Genomic DNA, 16,016 nt, shown 5'->3' on the forward strand with positions numbered 1-16,016 from the left:
TACCTTACCGTGGTTTATTATACAATAGCAACTTTTCCTTATCCGTATGTGGATTATATGAAAATATCACCGATTTACGGCATACTGGTTCTTCCCTTTTCGCTTTGCCTGATACAAAGCTTCGTCCGCTCGTTTTAATATGGCATCGTAATCATTTTCATTCTCGCCTACCAGGGTGATTCCAATGCTTGCATGGATATTCCCTGAGATATTAAAGGCATTTAAAATCCGGGCGGCTATGGCTTCCGGCTGCTTTCTGCCTCTCATTCCATAGAGCCAGATACAGAATTCATCCCCTCCGAAACGGACGATGACGTCCTCCTGTCTGGTGCAGGCACTCAATATCTGCCCTACCTCTACCAGGACGAGGTCGCCTTTGTGATGCCCGAAGGTGTCATTGATCTTTTTGAAATCGTCTATGTCAAGAAACATGCAGGCATAGAATCGTTTATTTCCCACTCCTTTTAATCCCTGGGATACAAGCTTTCTTGCGGTTTCCCGGGTATAGACTCCTGTTAAATAATCCTTCTGGGCCCGTTTTTCTTCCTTCTTTCGGTAATGAAGAATGCCAAGGATGAGAAGGATGGCGCAGACCAACATTAACGTGGAGCTTGTAATAAAGCCAAGGGTCAGTCCCCGAATCCGGTTCAGCATGCTTTCATACCGTTCTGCTTCTACCAGGGAGGCTGTCATCCAGTCCTCAATTCCAGTGGGTTGGAAAAGCAAGAGCCGTTTTTTACCATTTTCATAATAAATGAGAAATCCGGTCTGTCCGCTTTCTACGACCTCCCTCATCTGCTCTAAGGATTGTCCATTTCGAAATTCCATATTTTTTAGAAGCTCGTATACCGTATCCTTCCGGTCGATTCCTGAGCTTGAGACCATGATCTGGCCTTCCTGAGTAAAAATGAAATTAGCGCCATAACGGCTTAAGGGACTGTCATCCAAATACTTTTCTATCTCTGCTGCGGAGTATTCCAGACAGGCAGCGCCTTTTACCTTAGAATCTCTAATGATAGGAACTGCCAGAACAATTCCGTCCTGGCCATCAAAGCCTCCGGGAAGGAGCCTGGAAATATTTTTTTCACCCTTCATGACCTTCTGGTAGTAAGCCCTCGCGGAAATATCAGCAGATTCATGGTTCCCGTAATAAATGGTTCCCTTATCATCTGCCACCCCTAATCTGGAGGTTTCTTTCTCATTTTCCGCTACCAGCTCCCACCAGCTTTCGTTTCCCGATCCATCGGGAGGGTCAGAGAATGAGGCAAACAGTTCCAGCCATTCAAGCTTTGACTCGGTCAAGTTCTGCAGATAGCTGAGAATCTTATCATTTTCAAGCTTAATATCCCGGTACGTCTGATCTACGAGGCTCTTTTCCACTTCTCTGAAATAATAAAGATTCATCGCCAGGATTCCTGCGATTATCGAAACCACCAGCCCGAACATTCCCATTATCTTTGGCAAGTAATGATTCCCATCCCTATGATTTATCATATTAAAAAACACCTGTCCTTAACATCCTGTCCTAATGCATATGGTTCATTATAAATCCTGTCCATTTTCATTACAAGATAAACTTTATTACGAAAAGAGAAAGAAAAACGGGGGTAAGGACCTTTGTGGCCCACCCCCGCGATAGATTTACATCTATTTGTTTTCTTCCATTGCAACACCGGCGATACGGATATTCACATCTAATACCGTAAGTCCTGTCATGTTCTCAATTGCAGTCTGTACCTTTTCCTGAACTTTCTCACTGACAGATGGTATGCTGTATCCGTACTTGATGTTTAAGGACAAATCCACAGATACATGCTCCTCAGTCAGCTCGACCTTAACGCCTTTTGATAAATTTTTCATGCCCAGCTTCGCCACCAGTTCATTGGTGATGTTGCCCGCCATGGAATCTACACCTTCTACTTCGGTTGCAGCAAGACCTGCGATGATAGCAACTACATCATCTGCAATCTGCACTTCGCCGATTTTATCTTTTTCATATACTTTGTGAGTATTTCTGATTTCTGCTTCTGCCACAGCAATTCCCTCCTGTACTAAAATTTCCGGGTTATGGAATCATTATAGCAAAATTGTCCATCGTTTGCAAAGGCTTTTTATTCACCCAGCTTCATAAGGGTGATAACAATATTTTCTGCTCCGACTTCTGCTTTTCTCTTTACAATATCTTCAATCTGTGCACGCTGCGGATCGGTGATGCTGGAGGCATTGATGACAACATCTACTTTACCGCTGGAAATGCTAACCACTGGATCTGAAAATCCTTTTGCAAGAAGAAGAGTTTCTGCTGCATTTTCTTTTTCGGAAACAGCTGTCATATCGATCATTTCCTGAATGGCCTGCTGTTTTGCGGACTCTTCCAGGTTTGGATTGTTAATCAGATTCATTAAGGTCTCTTTATTTCTTGCCCTTACCTGTTCTCTGTTTAACTGTACGCTGGATATGTAATCTGTTACGCTCATACCGCTTGTTAAAACGGCTTCTCCCGGATTATCAAGTCCGGCGTCTGCTGCTTTTGTCTCGGCTGCGGCTGCTACCTGCTCTGCGGCTGCCTTTGTCTCGCCTGCTGCTGTACTCTCAGAGTTAGCAACGTCTTTGTTTCCTTCTGACGTCGTTTCTGCGGCTGCCAGTTTATCAATATCCGATGCATCCTGATCCAGACTTGCGATATCCTGGCCGGAAGAACTCTCATTAAGGGCTTTGTTCTCCGCTAAGACGTCTTCTTCGGATATATCAGTCATTCCTGCTTCAAACACATCTTTACCTGAAACCGCCTCCTGTTTCCCGGCATAATTTAAATACCCGGCGGCAGCTATCATAACGGCCAGTGTGGTAATGATGATCTGATTTCTTCGGAACAGTTTCTTCATATCCATTTTCTTTGGGGTTTTAGGGACATTTGGTTCATTGCTTGTTTTCCAACTTCTCATACCTGACACTCCTTTTTATTCCACCCTCTTTAATACTTTTATTTTATGTGGGGGCAGGTTAAATAATGCTTCCATGGCACTGGAAATTTCTGCTTTCACCGTAGGACTGCCTCCGCCCTGGGCACTTATGATGATTCCTTCTATTTCCGGACTTATCTCTTTCTCCACGATAGGAGCCGTATTTTCTCCAGAACCGGTCAAAATTGTATTCTCCTGCTGTTCTTTGTTTGTGATATTTCTGGTTCCGCCGGAGCTGTCATTTTCCACGGTGGAAGAATCGGTTGTGTTTCTGTCCACCCTCAAAACCTTTTCCTTTGAGGATTTCAGCACGATCATCACATCCACCTGACCAACTCCATCTACGGTTTTTAACAGCTTTCTCACCCTTAATTCCAGCTGCTCCTCATAGGTATTGTCTGCACTTGCGGCTACGGCCGTGTCTTTCTCTGGCAGCTCTGTCACAATTCCCTTTTGCAGCTCTGTCTTATTTTTGCTCTCCGATGCTGTTCCAGTCTTTCCTGCACTGCCTGGACCGGAGGGAATCGCAAGGATCAGGATAATCATTCCAACCGCCAGCAGGATCAGCCATTTATCCTTTCCCATCTTCCACTTGAATTTCAATATCCTGTTCCTCCAAATCATAATATTCAGCAATCTTCCTTCTAAGACCTGATACTTGTGAATTTTCTTCTTGTCTTCCTTTTTCTTCTTTCTCCGGAGGGGAACCCGTGATTTTTACTCCTTCTACTTTGGCCACTTTTTCAATGGGTTCGATTTCTTTCACCGCAGGAACGGCTTCTTCTTCCCCTTCCTGCCCTTTTTGTACCTCTGGCGTAAGGACTAAGGACACCCGGACCACATGTCCGAACTTCTTGCTGTCCTGATCCTGGCTGATTTCTGCCTTTGACACGCTGCACCCAAAACCAGCAGAGGCTGCCATTGTCTTTAAATCTCCGGAAACAGCCTCCTCGTATTTGCTCATCATTTTATTCAGCCTTTGTCCTTCCATCTTTGCAATTTCTCCAGTAAGCTCTCCTGCCTCATTTTTCAAACTGATGGATTCAAAATAGTAGGCAAGTGTATCGTCAAGCCTAAGCCCTCCTGTGACCGGCTTTAGAACAAGAAGGATCAGTACCATTCCGGCAAAAAAGCGGATGTATTTTTCATACTTCTTGTTAGGCAGAAGATTCACCACAACTGTGATAAATATAAGGTAATAAATAATACTGCGTATCCAATCAAACAATCGTTCCATGTCAATCACCCGGAAAAATAAGTTGCATTCGTCGATGCACATACAAGAGCTATGGTTATTACAAAGAGCATGACAGCAGAAGCTGTTATGGAAAGAAGCAGCTTGTGCCCCTTTGCGATATCGGAGATGCAGGAGACGATTCTCTTGTCACAGACTGGCTGTAAGAGGGCCGCCACACATTTATAAAGCACCATCAGTACCACCAGCTTTATTAAGGGAATGGCAGCGATTATTAAAAGTATGACAATTCCGGCTGCACCAATGGTGTTTTTTATCACAACACCAGACCCAAGAACCATCTGGGATACGGAGCCTATGCTGTTTCCAATTCCCGGTATGGCTCCCGCCAGTTTTTGAATGGCTCCTGTCTTCATGGAGTCCACGTATGGGAGTACCATGCCCTGTATGATCTGGAACCCTAAAACAACCCCGACCATGGTCTTGACGCTCCAGGAGATAATCTGCTCCAGGAGCTCTGTCATCTTTGAGAGCATGTCTTCCTTTGCAATATGGCCTGCCATGACAAGTAGAGCGTAAACTTTAATCAGGCTTAATAAGACCTGTCCCAAAAGCCACTGGGCTGCCGCGATTACAAACAGGGTAAAACCATAGGAAGCCGCTGCAGCTGTGCTTCCTCCTGCAAATGCCACCGCCAGGAAATAGGCGGGAAGCAGGGCTTTCATAAATCCCAGGATCTGGTTAATTACATCTCCCGCAATGGAGACGCTGGTAAAGAAGCTGGCCGCCAGATAGGTAAACAATAGAAGATATGTAACAAAAAATCCGTTTTCCGAAATCTGGCTTCCGGAAAACACACTGGAGAAATTGGAAAATACGGCTCCAATGATGCCAAGTATGATAATCTGTCCCATCATATGTCCATTGGTCTTTATTTCGCCCAGCAAAAGCTCCTTAATGGCATTTCCTACTTGTCCCATTACCTGATCAAGCTTTCCATTCATCAGATCGAACATCAGCTGTTTAAAGGAAAGGTCAAGACCCTTTGTCCCATTTCTTCCGTCCAGAAAATTTTGAATGTCAGATAAATCGTATTGATCCAGATCCAGGTTGTCCGACCCTGGGTTTCCTTCTTTATACTCTTTCTGGGAATTTAGATCTGCGCCAAGGCAGCTCATGGGAAAAGCCAGAAGATATATAAAACAAACAAGGAAAAAAGTGATTCGTTTCATGGCCCTTCTCCCTTCTGTCATGATACAAATGCCTGGAGCGTTTCAATCAGTGCCAAAAGGATCGGCATGCTGACTGCCAGTACTGAAAGCTTTCCAAATATTTCGATCTGCGTTCCTATGGCCCCATAGCCCGCATCCTTGCAGATGCCTGCGGCAAATTCTGCGATGTAGGTGATGCCGATCATTTTTATCAGGGTGGACAGATAAATGTTGTTGATCTTTATATAGTTCTGGATCTCTTTCATGGTATCCAGTATGGAGGTAAGCTTTCCCATGCCATAGAAGAAGATAAGTAAGCCTGCCGCCATGACCACATAGGTCCCATATTCCACCTTAAGTCCTTTTAAAGAGACTGCCATTATAACCGCGATAATTCCGGTTACGGCAATGGTTACTACCGTCATGCGCTCACCTACAATGCAAACAGATTTTTGATAGATTCAAACAACTGGTATATGTAAGGTACAAGCCAGAACAGCACCAGGACCAGCCCCGCAAGGCTTGTTAAGAATGCCTGCTCTTCCCGTCCGCTATGCTTTAAGACCTGACATATGACGGAAACCAGAATTCCAACTGCTGCAATTTTAAATATCAAATTGACCCCCATGCCATCCTCCTTAATACATTACGATTGTAAGGAACAGTCCGCCCATGATTCCAAGGGTGGTATAAAGGCGGCTCTTTTCCTGCTTATGTTTTCTTAAATAATCAATGGTTAAGTCAAGCTGCTCTAAGTACAAAAGAATGTTCCTCTCCTGCATATCCATATCCAGATAGCCCAGATGCTCTCCCAGTCCTTTTAAATGCTGTTTGTCCTCCTTGGACAGGCAGACCTCCTTCGGAAGGTGATCGATTTCTTCCTGCCAGACCGTATAAAATGGTTCTGCCTGCTGTCTCAAGAGCCTCTCTGCCACTGCTACAAAAAGATCCCCCAGCCCTCCTCCGGCCTTTTTCCCAGTTCGTTCAAAGGCTTCTGTCAGGGGAGAATTGGCGTATACGATTTCTCCTTTTAATAGAAGAATCATCTTTTTTAAGGTCTCCATTGTTTTTAGATGTTCCCCCCACTGAGCTGCCATGTAGCAGCCAAGTCCTGATGAGGATACGATGACAAGTATTGCTCCCAATAGTTTTATATACATTCTATCCATAGGCCCACTCCTGCCTGTCCCACAGCGTTCCTACGGGCTGCATTGGGGCTTTATAAAGCTGGGTCCCTCTGGAATCGTAGATCTGATCAATGTTTCCGATTCTTCCCTGGTTATTCAGGATAATATATCGTTCAAAGGTCCTCTCTTCCACCAGCTTTCTAAGAACCGGCTTTTGCTTGATATCTTCAATGGAGCTGCCGTGAACCGTTGCAATGAGCTTGCAGCCGCAATTCATGACGTATTCCATGGCCTCCAAATCTTCCCTGCTGCCGATTTCATCCACTGCGATGACCCTGGGCGACATGGTGCGAATGAGCATCATCATTCCTTTTGCCTTGGGACAGCAATCTAAAATATCCGTTCGGATTCCAAGTTCATTTTGTGGCACGCCCTGGTAGCAGGCGCCGATTTCTGACCGCTCATCAACCACCCCTACCGTAAGCCCAGGGTGATCTTTATACCCATTGGATATCTGGCGGATCAAATCCCTTAGGAGGGTTGTCTTTCCGCACCTTGGAGGGGATATGATAAGAGTATGGCAGATATCACTAACTCCCTCATATACATAGGAAAGAACCGGCTGGGCACAGCCCTTGACCTGATGAGACAGACGTACGTTGATAAAGGATATGTACTTCATGGTCTTGATTCCGGTTTCGTCTAATATAGTCTTTCCTGCGATCCCGATCCTGTGGCCGCCCTGTATGGTTATGAATCCCTGCTTCATCTCTTCTTCAAAGGCGTACAGGGAATGATTGCTCATGTATTCCATGGTCTCTTTCAGCTCATTTTTAGAGGCGGTGTAAGCTTCTGTCCTCTCCTTGCTTAAAACGCCGCTGTAAGCCACATAGAACTCTTCGTTGCGGTAAACCATTAAAAGAGGGCCTGCCGCCCGGAGTCTTATCTCCTGAACCTCGTTAAAGTCCACGGAAACCCGGTTAAGAATCTCTCTTATGTTCTTAGAAAATATGTTAATAAGCTCGTCTTTCCTCTCCACCATCATCCCTCCTCTTAACTCAATATATGTAAAGGGGGACAAATTATGCTGAAAAAATAAAAGGCCCCATCTTTCCATGAAAGACAGGACCTCTTCACGTTATTTTAACTTCTCTGCAAATGGTGTTACCACAAAGCAGATCCATCACAAAGCTTGTTACTTCCCCCTTAAAACTACCCCCTTAATAAATTCTATAACACCCCCCTAACGCCAGTAATGCAAAGAAATACAGGCAATTGTCATAATATCTCCGGTTGCCCTTTCTAAGTGGAGTATTCCAAAAACGGTGGACCCATTCCCTTTTATATTTGCCATTAGAGGCCAGGGAAGCCTGGGCGTTGGTTGCAATGATCGCAATGGGGTGTAGAGACGTTACCCCCTCTACCCTCGTACCGTCAATGAGATACACTCCGTTTACATCCCCCCTCTCACTAAAAAAGCACTGAAGCTTATCCGCGGTCTCAGGAGCCCAGTCATCCGTTGGAAACCAGAGATGGTCCAGGCCAATGTTTGCGATGGTGCGGTAAGCATCGCTGTAATACCAGTCATGTCTGTCTTTTGAATCAGGCATCCAGTTCCTGGGAGTGCCATCGTAATCTGCATATTCCCCACAGAGACCGGTTGCCGGGTGGCAGGCTTTCTTTAAGTATTTCCGACTCTCCTTAGCTGCTTTTTTCCAGAATTTACGATCTTCCTCATACGACCACAAAGAGAATAATTCATAAAAATGCGGCAGATGATAAGACGGATCGGTAAAATCACAATCAGTGATAAATTTTATCAGATAATTATCTAAATTCCACATGGGTTTTCCATCGCCCTTTTTTTCTCCTTTATGAAGACAGGAGCGCAGAATATCCTTTGCCTCTTTGGAATAACAAAAGATTCCTTCCCCATCTCCCCATCGGTGGGAGGCAAAAAACAGTGCCATGGCAAAATATTCTTCCCCATCTGGTGCCGGTCCCCATGAATTCTTTGTCCCGTCTGTTTTACAGGACCAGGCAAAGTACCCGGCATTTTCCCCTTTGTCCAAATACATATATGTTTTTGACCATTTCCATATACGGTCAAACTCTTCCTTACGGTCCATCTGTACGCACATCATCATGGCGTAAGACATCCCCTCGGTCCGTACATCATGATTCCCCGTATCCTCAACGTATCCCATATCAGCGCCTGCCGGATGATAGATTCTCTCTCCCTTAGATCCGTAGAACATGGTCTGGAAGGCGGAATCAATTCTTCTTCTGATTTCATCCTCGCCGTAGCCGCATTCTAAAAATACGTTTGGATAACTCTTCCTTCTCATACTGTTACCTCCTTATTCTTTGACTCCTCCAATGGTAAGGCCAGTAACAAAGTACCTCTGTAAGAATGGATAGAGGCAGACGATGGGAAGCATAGTAAGTATGGTCGCCGCAGCTCGGACGGATGTTGGAGTTACGGTCCCCACCGCATTTTTCATGGATTCTACTGAAGTGCTTTGATTGGTCACCGAGGATAATAGCTTCATTAACTCGTACTGCAAAGTAGTCAGATTCGAGTTCATCCGGTTGTATAACATAGCATCAAACCAGGAATTCCAATGCCCTACGGCACAAAATAATGCGACCGTAGCATATACCGGTTTGCATAAGGGAGAAATGATTTTTGTAAATATAATCATATCTCCAGCTCCATCTAATTGGGCAGATTCCTCAAAGCTGTCTGGGATCCCCACCATAAATGTACGGATTACAAGCATATAAAAGGCACTTATCATTCCTGGAATAATATATACCAGAAAGTTGTTAGTAAGACCAAGTCCTTTGTATAAGAGAAAGGTGGGTATCAAACCTCCGTTTACATACATGGTAATCACCCAGAATAAGGATAGCTGTTTTTTAAAGAGAAAATGCTTCCGGCTTACGATATAAGCGAGGATAGCATTGGCCCCCAGTGCCGTAAGAGTTCCTATTACGGTTCTTCCTACCGTAACATAGGCACCTACCAACAGATTCTTCTTATGTAATACGGTGTTAAAATTCTTAAGCGTCCACATCCTGGGCCATAAATACAATCCTCCCCGCAAGGAATCGGTTCCATTATTAAAGGCTATGACCAAGGTATTCCAAACCGGATAAAGGGTTATGATTACGAATAAAATCATAAAAATCCCATTTAAGAAAACAAAAACTTTATCGCCTACTGATGTTTTTTTACGTGTTGCTGCTTTTTTCATCATGCCTGACCTCCTTAGAATAAGCGCTCTTCTCCAGCTCGTTTGGCCATCCCATTCGCTATTAATATGATGACAATACTTACAACGCTTTTGAATACGCCTGCCGCTGTACCCAAGGAATAATCGCCCTGGCTGATGCCCCATTTTAAAACATAGATATCTATGGTCTGGGAGACGCTTTGTACCAGCCCGTTTCCTAAGAGATACTGTACCTCAAAGCCGGCATTTAAAACATTTCCTGCATTCATCAAAAGGAGAATGATAATGGTTGGCTTGATTCCGGGCAGTGTGATGTACTTAATTCTTGCCCACCTTCCCGCTCCGTCAATGGCGGCCGCCTCATAAAGATTTGTGTCAATGGCAACAATCGCGGCCAAATAGATAATGGCATTCCAGCCTGTTTCCTTCCACACATTGGCAAAGGCCACAATTCCCCAGAAATACTTTGGGTGTGCGAAAAAGTTAAGAGGCTCCTTTAATACATGTAAGCGTAATAGAATATCATTTACAATTCCTGTTCCAGCAAGAGCGTCATGCAGGATACCAGTAACAATAATCCAGGATAAAAAGTGGGGTAAATAAGATATGGTCTGAACTACTTTTTTTCCACCCCGGGATTTTAACTCATTTAGAAGGATTGCAAATACAATGGCGGCAACAAAGGTTACAACCAGATTAATCACTCCCATTGCCAGAGTATTTCTAATTACACGTAGAAATCCATCATCTATAAACAACTGTTTAAACTTACCAAGTCCTATGAATTGGGAATGAAAAAATCCTTCCTTGGGCTTGTAGTTTTCAAATGCCATCAGCCAGCCTGCCAGGGGCAGATAACAGAATATAAATCCATAGATAACAAAAACCAAAGACCATAACAACAGCACTTTTTGTCTTTTTATTTCTTTCCAGCTGATCTTTCCAGTTCTTCCTTTCACAACAGATGTCATGGTATCACCCCTTTACTGAAAAACAGGCAGATGCAGTTTAGGGACCAATTGCTCTGCCTGTTCATACACTATTTATTGTGCTGCTTTTTCTGCTAGTTCGATTCTTCGATCTACTTCCGGCTGTACCTCATCTAAAAAGGCCTTAGGATTACAGCTTTCATAAACCTTCATATATTCCTTCCAGCCCTCTTCAAAATCAGGAGCCATTACAACCTTTGGCAGGTATTCCTGTTTGATTTCACGCATCTTTGTCCAAGCGGTTCCACCTGGTGTAGCAGTTGTCATGGTGCCCACAAAGGTATAAATTGGATACCATGGTCCTGGAATCTCATTTCTTCCTACCATGTCTATGTAGTTTTTGCAATTGTAAGCTTCTAAGCACTCCTGAACATTCTTTGGCAGACTGCTTAAAAATTCGTTGGGCTGCTGCTCTGGCTTATTTGCATTTAAGTTATCCTGGCTCATTCCTGAATAGGTAGGGAAATAGGAATAAGTACACATATGAGATGCTTTGTATGCAGTGTTAGTAACCTGCATACGGATTTCAGGAGTCCGGTAGAATAAGCCATCTTTATCTACCATATAATCCACATCTTTTACGCCCCAGTTTCTAAGATTAATGATTTCCTGGTTTAATAAATCATCAATAAATTTCAGTGCTCCTTCTACATCCTTACAGTCTTTGGTGATGGAAATACCAGACCCTACATTTACAGTGTCTCCTGAGGTATGCCATCTGCTTTCCACGCCCTCTTTTATGGTAATTGGAAGTGGGACGTAATTACAGCCCAACTCTTCAAGTCCCTGCTGCTTTAAGGCATCATTAACCGTTCCATAGAAGTCCCACCACTGATCGATCATTCCAAGTACACGGCCGGTGGATAATTTCGCAATGTATTCATCGTATTTCTGAGTGAAGGATTCGGGATCAACAATTCCCTTTTTAAATTCTTCATTCAGCTTATTAAAATAAACCTTCGCTGTTGGCGTGGTATTGTAATCAATTACCTTTTTTGTCTCTGGATCTACGATACAGCTTCCATCATTGGCATATCCGTCCAGGAACAGTGGAGCATTCTCCAGACAGAAATATCTCCAGTCATCACACAGGATGGTGTATGGAATATTCTTAGTTCCATTTGGCATGGTAGGATTGGCTTCCTGATAACGTTCAATCAAGTCAAAATATTGATCCATGGTGGTAATCTTTGGATAGCCTGCCCATTTCAGTACGCGGGTCTGAATCCAGAAGGCTTCGTCATTATGGGTTGTCTCCATCTCTTTCCCATAGCTGTTGTTAAACTGAGGAATCCAATAGATATGACCATCTGCCTGACGCAGGCTTTCCCATTCTGTTTTGGTGAAAAAATTCTTTATATTTGGATATTTGTCTATGTAATCATCAAGGGCTACCAAGGCTCCTGCTTCATAGAGCTGACTGGTTCCTTCACTTCCGCAGATAAAATCAGGATAATCTCCTCCTGCGATTAAGGTACCAACCGCTTCCTTAGCAGTCTGACCGGTCAGCCAGGTCTCTTTTACCTTGACTCCAGTAATTTCAGCAATCTTTTGCTGAATCTCATTGTCATCATTGATCTCATTGCCGGGTACTGCAATGAAATACGTAAACTCTTTGATTCCCCCACTATCCTTTGCTGCATTCCCGCCCTTTGATGACGCTCCCTTAGAGCACCCAGAAAGAGTCGTCATTAACACGGCACCAACTAAAAGCAGAGCTGTAATGTTTTTCCGTTTCAAAGCTTTTTCCTCCCTTTTTTGTTTTATACTAATAGTTTACTTCAAAGTCCTGTTTTCTCAACTGGAGAAAGCGTATAAGAAAACAGGGCAAATTATATATGTGATATACATGATTCGCCCTGTTTCGTTCTAATGTCTGGCCCCTTTTCTAAACTTTGACGGGGTACAACCCTTCACGGAGATAAACCGGTTCACAAAGTAATCCAGGTCGTGATACCCAACTTCCTCCGCAATCTGATATATTTTATCATCGGTCCTGAGGAGCCGGACCGCCGCCTGCTCGATGCGGCAGTTGTTTAAGTAGTCCTTAAAGGACATGCCGTATTTTTTCCGGAAGAGCTGTCCTAAGTAAGCGCTGTTTAAGTAGTATTTGTTGCTGTATTCCCGTAAGGTCAGATTTTTTCCATAATTTTTCCGGATGTCTTTCTCTACTTCATAGAGGATATCCTTTGATAAGTGTTTACGAAGCTGCTCCAAATAGGCTGCATATTCACAGGATAACCGGGTCAAATGCTCCTTGCCTCCTCTTAGCATCTCTCCCTCAAAGGAATTCTCACTGATGAAACGCATGATTTCCTCCTGATTGACATAGCTGTCCTGTTCGGATGCCAGGTGAATGAGTTGAAACAGCAGGTAATTAATGTTTAAATTGACCGTATCCATGGTAAATCTCATATGGTTCATCTCTTCAAACAGCTTTTCTACGCATTCCCCAATTCTTCCCTTTGCATTCTGTTCCACTGCAAGGAGCAAGTCGTCCAGATATTGTTTACATAATACAATACCATTGTTATTGACCTGTACTTCTTTTTCATAAAAATAGATGCGCCGTTTTTTCCGGAACGCCTGAAAAGAACGGAGAATTCTGGCTGCCCCATAGGAGTTTGATATTTTAGAAATATCCCCCACCTTTTTTCCCACCAGCATGACCACAGGAAGATTCATTGCCTCGTATAAATAGTCCCGGAACGCTTCTAAATATTCTTTTTGCGTCTGCTTCTTTTCTTTTGCCATATATTCACAGTAGATAAATCCGATATCATAGCTTTTTTCATGGCTGGTCACATCGAAAATGCAATGATCTCCGTCCTCTTTTAAGAACTCCAGGCACGCAGCGTAAAGCTTTCTTTGCTGGTTCCTTTTTTCTTCATCCATTAATTCTTCCATCTGACCAATGTTGTCTATTTCGATATCAACGTAACTGATCCCTTCTGACCACTTCATGTGCTCCCTGATGTAATCCAGATTGATCTGATCGTATTTTCCAAAGATGAGAGAAATCATGTTCCTTGCAAGATACGCCTTTTCCATCTTCTGAGTGTTCTGTTTTTGTGTCTTACTTCCCTGGCTCTGATAATTTAACCGGTGGAGGACCCGAAGCAGCTCTTCCTTGACCACTGGCTTTAGTATGTAATCAAAGCAGTCATTGCGGATTGCCTGCTGGGCAAAGTTAAAATCACTGAAGCCGCTTAAAATAATAAAATAAGCATCGGAGATCTTCTCTTTTCTTATGACCTCTAATAGCTCCAGTCCTGACATCACAGGCATCTTAATGTCTGCTACGATTAAATCTACCTGTTGTTCCTTTAGGTAGCTTAAAGCCTCCATTCCATTAGCAGCTGTCTTTACGATCTCATAACCTTCTTCTTCCCAATCGATTAAAACCTTTAATCCCTGTACGATAAATGGCTCATCATCTACTAATAAAACACGAAACATAACTACTCCCCCCATTATTTCGATAGATTTGATACCGGTATTTTGATAGTTACCATAGTGGAAATTCCAGCTTCGCTTTCCACATCAAAGGATACCTGATTGTCCGTGGCCATCTTAAGGCGCAGACAGGCATTTAAAATGCCGACCCCTTTCTTATCCTTTAATTTGTCTATGCTGGCATGTTCCATCTTGTATTTCAGCTGGTTTAAAAATGTCTCCTCGATTCCTTCTCCTGTATCTTCGATTTCCATATAAAACAGCTCATCTTTTAGATAAATGCGGACAAAAATCCAGCCCTCCGTGGTTTTGCTTTCTATCCCGTGAACACATGCATTTTCTGCAAAGGTTACGATAGTCAGCTTTGGAACCCGGTAATCCAGACATTCCTCCATAATCTCAAGCTTATAAGATAGCCGGTCCCCGAACCGGTATTTCTGAAGCTGTAAATAAGCCTCTACAAATGAAATCTCTTCCTTTACGGTGATGAAATCCGTTCCCCAATCGAAATTCTGCCGCTCCATCATGGCCAGTTTTTCTACCATGCAGGCTGTTTCTTTTTCATTTTTTAATAGGCTGTGCATACGAATGCTTTCCAGTGCATTAAAGAGAAAGTGTGGATTGATCTGACTGTGAAGGGCTAAAAGCTCTGCATTCTGTCTCTCAATATCCATCTCCTGCTCTCTTAGACGGTCGATATAAACCGTTTGAATCAAGTCGTTAATGGTAGCAACCATCCGGTTGTAATTGCGCATTACAATTCCGATTTCATCCTCTCCTCTAACATTCTTAATTTCCATCAGCTTTTCATCGTCGATTCGTTTAAAGGCTTCGCTCAGTTCCTTTAATCGTTCCGTGAAGGACTCGCTGATCATCTTCATAAAGATCCACGGAAGTATGGTGTTAATGAATATAAGCAGGGCAATGAGAGGCATGTTGTTCATGATCTGGCTTATGGTCTGTATCTTCGGCTTTAATACATAGACTTTAAGTTCTGTTCCATAAGATGTGAAGGCAGTTTCATAGCCAACCTGCTTTTGAAGATCAAAGGTATCGAACTCATTCCATTGACCGAAATGCCCCTGATTTGACAGTATGATCTTATCATTCCAGCACACGTAGACCGGTGCGTCATAATTCATCTTTACAATGCTTTGTGCCATGCCGCTGTAATCAAGATCCATTTTGACAATCTTTTCGCAACCGTCCCTCCGGTAGAAATTAAGCCTTCTTATAAAAGAAATCCTTCTCCTGGTATCTACCAGGGGAATGTTGCTGTCATCGTAATAAATACATAGGATTCCATCCTGGTCCGAGGCGCTTAGCTTCCGGTACCATTCCTGACTTTTAACCGTGGACAATCTTCTAAATTCCCCTCCGCTAATGATGGTTGGATTGTCCGCATACATGGTGATTTTAGATGCCGTGGTACCGATGCTGCTTTCAAACAAGGAATCCTTCATAAATGCCTGATAGCTCAGGTAATAATCAAGTCCTGATTCAAACTGCTTATCCAGGAATTGATTGACGTACTTGTTCATATAGATTTTTTTGGTGGTGCCTGCTGCATCTTCCACATCATAGTAGAAATTATATTTGACTGCGCTTGCTATGCCTTCCATCCCTTTTTGCATGGAAGCATTTTCCGATGCAATGAATATGTAAATGATCGCACTATCCGTAATGATGAGAGGAAGTAATACGCAATACACATAAAGAAATTTCAGCTTTTTCTTTAATTGGTAATCATCTAATCTGCTCCTAATACTTTTCCATAACCGCCCCATGGTTACCCCCTGTTATCTTTTGTCCCTTTGTTTATACTCATTATACGGG

General features: G+C 43.3%; 16 protein-coding genes. All 16 read right to left on the minus strand.

Features of this window, described 5'->3' with window-relative positions; genetic code table 11:
* Nucleotides 1–66 precede the first annotated feature (66 nt).
* A complete protein-coding gene (locus tag T546_RS0115680) occupies nt 67–1,494 on the minus strand; it encodes a sensor domain-containing diguanylate cyclase (protein WP_026892437.1) in 1,428 nt (475 codons plus the stop codon).
* 153 nt (nt 1,495–1,647) lie between these two features.
* Entirely contained in the window at nt 1,648–2,034 is a 387-nt protein-coding gene (locus T546_RS0115685) for an Asp23/Gls24 family envelope stress response protein (RefSeq protein WP_024838696.1), read from the minus strand.
* A 77-nt stretch (nt 2,035–2,111) separates the two neighbouring features.
* Nucleotides 2,112–2,945, minus strand: a complete 834-nt coding sequence (locus tag T546_RS0115690; RefSeq protein WP_026892438.1) for a SpoIIIAH-like family protein — start codon at nt 2,943–2,945, stop codon at nt 2,112–2,114.
* A 15-nt stretch (nt 2,946–2,960) separates the two neighbouring features.
* Nucleotides 2,961–3,587 carry a stage III sporulation protein AG gene (locus tag T546_RS0115695; protein WP_024838698.1) on the minus strand — a complete coding sequence of 209 codons (627 nt, stop codon included), beginning with the start codon at nt 3,585–3,587 and terminating at the stop codon, nt 2,961–2,963.
* Nucleotides 3,535–4,242, minus strand: a complete 708-nt coding sequence (locus tag T546_RS0115700) for a stage III sporulation protein AF (RefSeq protein WP_242842246.1) — start codon at nt 4,240–4,242, stop codon at nt 3,535–3,537. The genes T546_RS0115695 and T546_RS0115700 overlap by 53 nt, the downstream gene beginning before the upstream one ends.
* The gene (locus tag T546_RS0115705) at nt 4,206–5,390 is read right to left on the minus strand and encodes a stage III sporulation protein AE (RefSeq protein ID WP_026892440.1); all 1,185 of its coding nucleotides are present in this window, start codon (nt 5,388–5,390) and stop codon (nt 4,206–4,208) included. The genes T546_RS0115700 and T546_RS0115705 overlap by 37 nt, the downstream gene beginning before the upstream one ends.
* A gap of 17 nt (nt 5,391–5,407) precedes the next feature.
* The gene (gene spoIIIAD, locus T546_RS0115710) at nt 5,408–5,794 is read right to left on the minus strand and encodes a stage III sporulation protein AD (RefSeq protein WP_026892441.1); all 387 of its coding nucleotides are present in this window, start codon (nt 5,792–5,794) and stop codon (nt 5,408–5,410) included.
* An 8-nt stretch (nt 5,795–5,802) separates the two neighbouring features.
* The gene (gene spoIIIAC / locus T546_RS0115715) at nt 5,803–5,997 is read right to left on the minus strand and encodes a stage III sporulation protein AC (protein ID WP_024838702.1); all 195 of its coding nucleotides are present in this window, start codon (nt 5,995–5,997) and stop codon (nt 5,803–5,805) included.
* 10 nt (nt 5,998–6,007) lie between these two features.
* A complete protein-coding gene (locus tag T546_RS0115720) occupies nt 6,008–6,529 on the minus strand; it encodes a stage III sporulation protein AB (RefSeq protein WP_026892442.1) in 522 nt (173 codons plus the stop codon).
* A gap of 1 nt (nt 6,530) precedes the next feature.
* Nucleotides 6,531–7,535 carry a stage III sporulation protein AA gene (gene spoIIIAA / locus T546_RS0115725; protein WP_207641331.1) on the minus strand — a complete coding sequence of 335 codons (1,005 nt, stop codon included), beginning with the start codon at nt 7,533–7,535 and terminating at the stop codon, nt 6,531–6,533.
* 181 nt (nt 7,536–7,716) lie between these two features.
* Entirely contained in the window at nt 7,717–8,844 is a 1,128-nt protein-coding gene (locus tag T546_RS0115730; RefSeq protein WP_026892444.1) for a glycosyl hydrolase family 8, read from the minus strand.
* Nucleotides 8,845–8,856: 12 nt separating this feature from the next.
* On the minus strand, nt 8,857–9,759 hold the full coding sequence (locus T546_RS0115735; RefSeq protein ID WP_026892445.1) for a carbohydrate ABC transporter permease: 903 nt from the start codon (nt 9,757–9,759) through the stop codon (nt 8,857–8,859).
* A gap of 11 nt (nt 9,760–9,770) precedes the next feature.
* The gene (locus tag T546_RS0115740) at nt 9,771–10,706 is read right to left on the minus strand and encodes an ABC transporter permease (RefSeq protein ID WP_026892446.1); all 936 of its coding nucleotides are present in this window, start codon (nt 10,704–10,706) and stop codon (nt 9,771–9,773) included.
* Between the two features lie 72 nt (nt 10,707–10,778).
* Nucleotides 10,779–12,464 (minus strand): extracellular solute-binding protein, encoded by a 1,686-nt coding sequence (locus tag T546_RS0115745; protein ID WP_026892447.1) that lies wholly within the window; start codon nt 12,462–12,464, stop codon nt 10,779–10,781.
* 129 nt (nt 12,465–12,593) lie between these two features.
* Entirely contained in the window at nt 12,594–14,183 is a 1,590-nt protein-coding gene (locus T546_RS0115750) for a response regulator transcription factor (RefSeq protein ID WP_026892448.1), read from the minus strand.
* A gap of 14 nt (nt 14,184–14,197) precedes the next feature.
* Nucleotides 14,198–15,967: a sensor histidine kinase gene (locus tag T546_RS0115755; RefSeq protein WP_026892449.1), complete on the minus strand. Its 1,770-nt coding sequence runs from the start codon at nt 15,965–15,967 to the stop codon at nt 14,198–14,200.
* Nucleotides 15,968–16,016: the final 49 nt, after the last annotated feature.

This window comes from [Clostridium] aerotolerans DSM 5434, from assembly GCF_000687555.1.
Lineage (GTDB): Bacteria > Bacillota > Clostridia > Lachnospirales > Lachnospiraceae > Lacrimispora > Lacrimispora aerotolerans.

Bases quoted from the DNA above. Each gene is read 5' to 3' on its own strand.
- T546_RS0115680 (WP_026892437.1), bottom strand. From the start codon at position 1,494: ATGATAAATCATAGGGATGGGAATCATTACTTGCCAAAGATAATGGGA.
- T546_RS0115690 (WP_026892438.1), bottom strand. From the start codon at position 2,945: ATGAGAAGTTGGAAAACAAGCAATGAACCAAATGTCCCTAAAACCCCA.
- T546_RS0115695 (WP_024838698.1), bottom strand. From the start codon at position 3,587: ATGATTTGGAGGAACAGGATATTGAAATTCAAGTGGAAGATGGGAAAG.
- T546_RS0115700 (WP_242842246.1), bottom strand. From the start codon at position 4,242: ATGTGCATCGACGAATGCAACTTATTTTTCCGGGTGATTGACATGGAA.
- T546_RS0115705 (WP_026892440.1), bottom strand. From the start codon at position 5,390: ATGAAACGAATCACTTTTTTCCTTGTTTGTTTTATATATCTTCTGGCT.
- spoIIIAD (WP_026892441.1), bottom strand. From the start codon at position 5,794: ATGACGGTAGTAACCATTGCCGTAACCGGAATTATCGCGGTTATAATG.
- spoIIIAC (WP_024838702.1), bottom strand. From the start codon at position 5,997: ATGGGGGTCAATTTGATATTTAAAATTGCAGCAGTTGGAATTCTGGTT.
- T546_RS0115720 (WP_026892442.1), bottom strand. From the start codon at position 6,529: ATGTATATAAAACTATTGGGAGCAATACTTGTCATCGTATCCTCATCA.
- T546_RS0115730 (WP_026892444.1), bottom strand. From the start codon at position 8,844: ATGAGAAGGAAGAGTTATCCAAACGTATTTTTAGAATGCGGCTACGGC.
- T546_RS0115735 (WP_026892445.1), bottom strand. From the start codon at position 9,759: ATGATGAAAAAAGCAGCAACACGTAAAAAAACATCAGTAGGCGATAAA.
- T546_RS0115740 (WP_026892446.1), bottom strand. From the start codon at position 10,706: ATGACATCTGTTGTGAAAGGAAGAACTGGAAAGATCAGCTGGAAAGAA.
- T546_RS0115750 (WP_026892448.1), bottom strand. From the start codon at position 14,183: ATGTTTCGTGTTTTATTAGTAGATGATGAGCCATTTATCGTACAGGGA.
- T546_RS0115755 (WP_026892449.1), bottom strand. From the start codon at position 15,967: ATGGGGCGGTTATGGAAAAGTATTAGGAGCAGATTAGATGATTACCAA.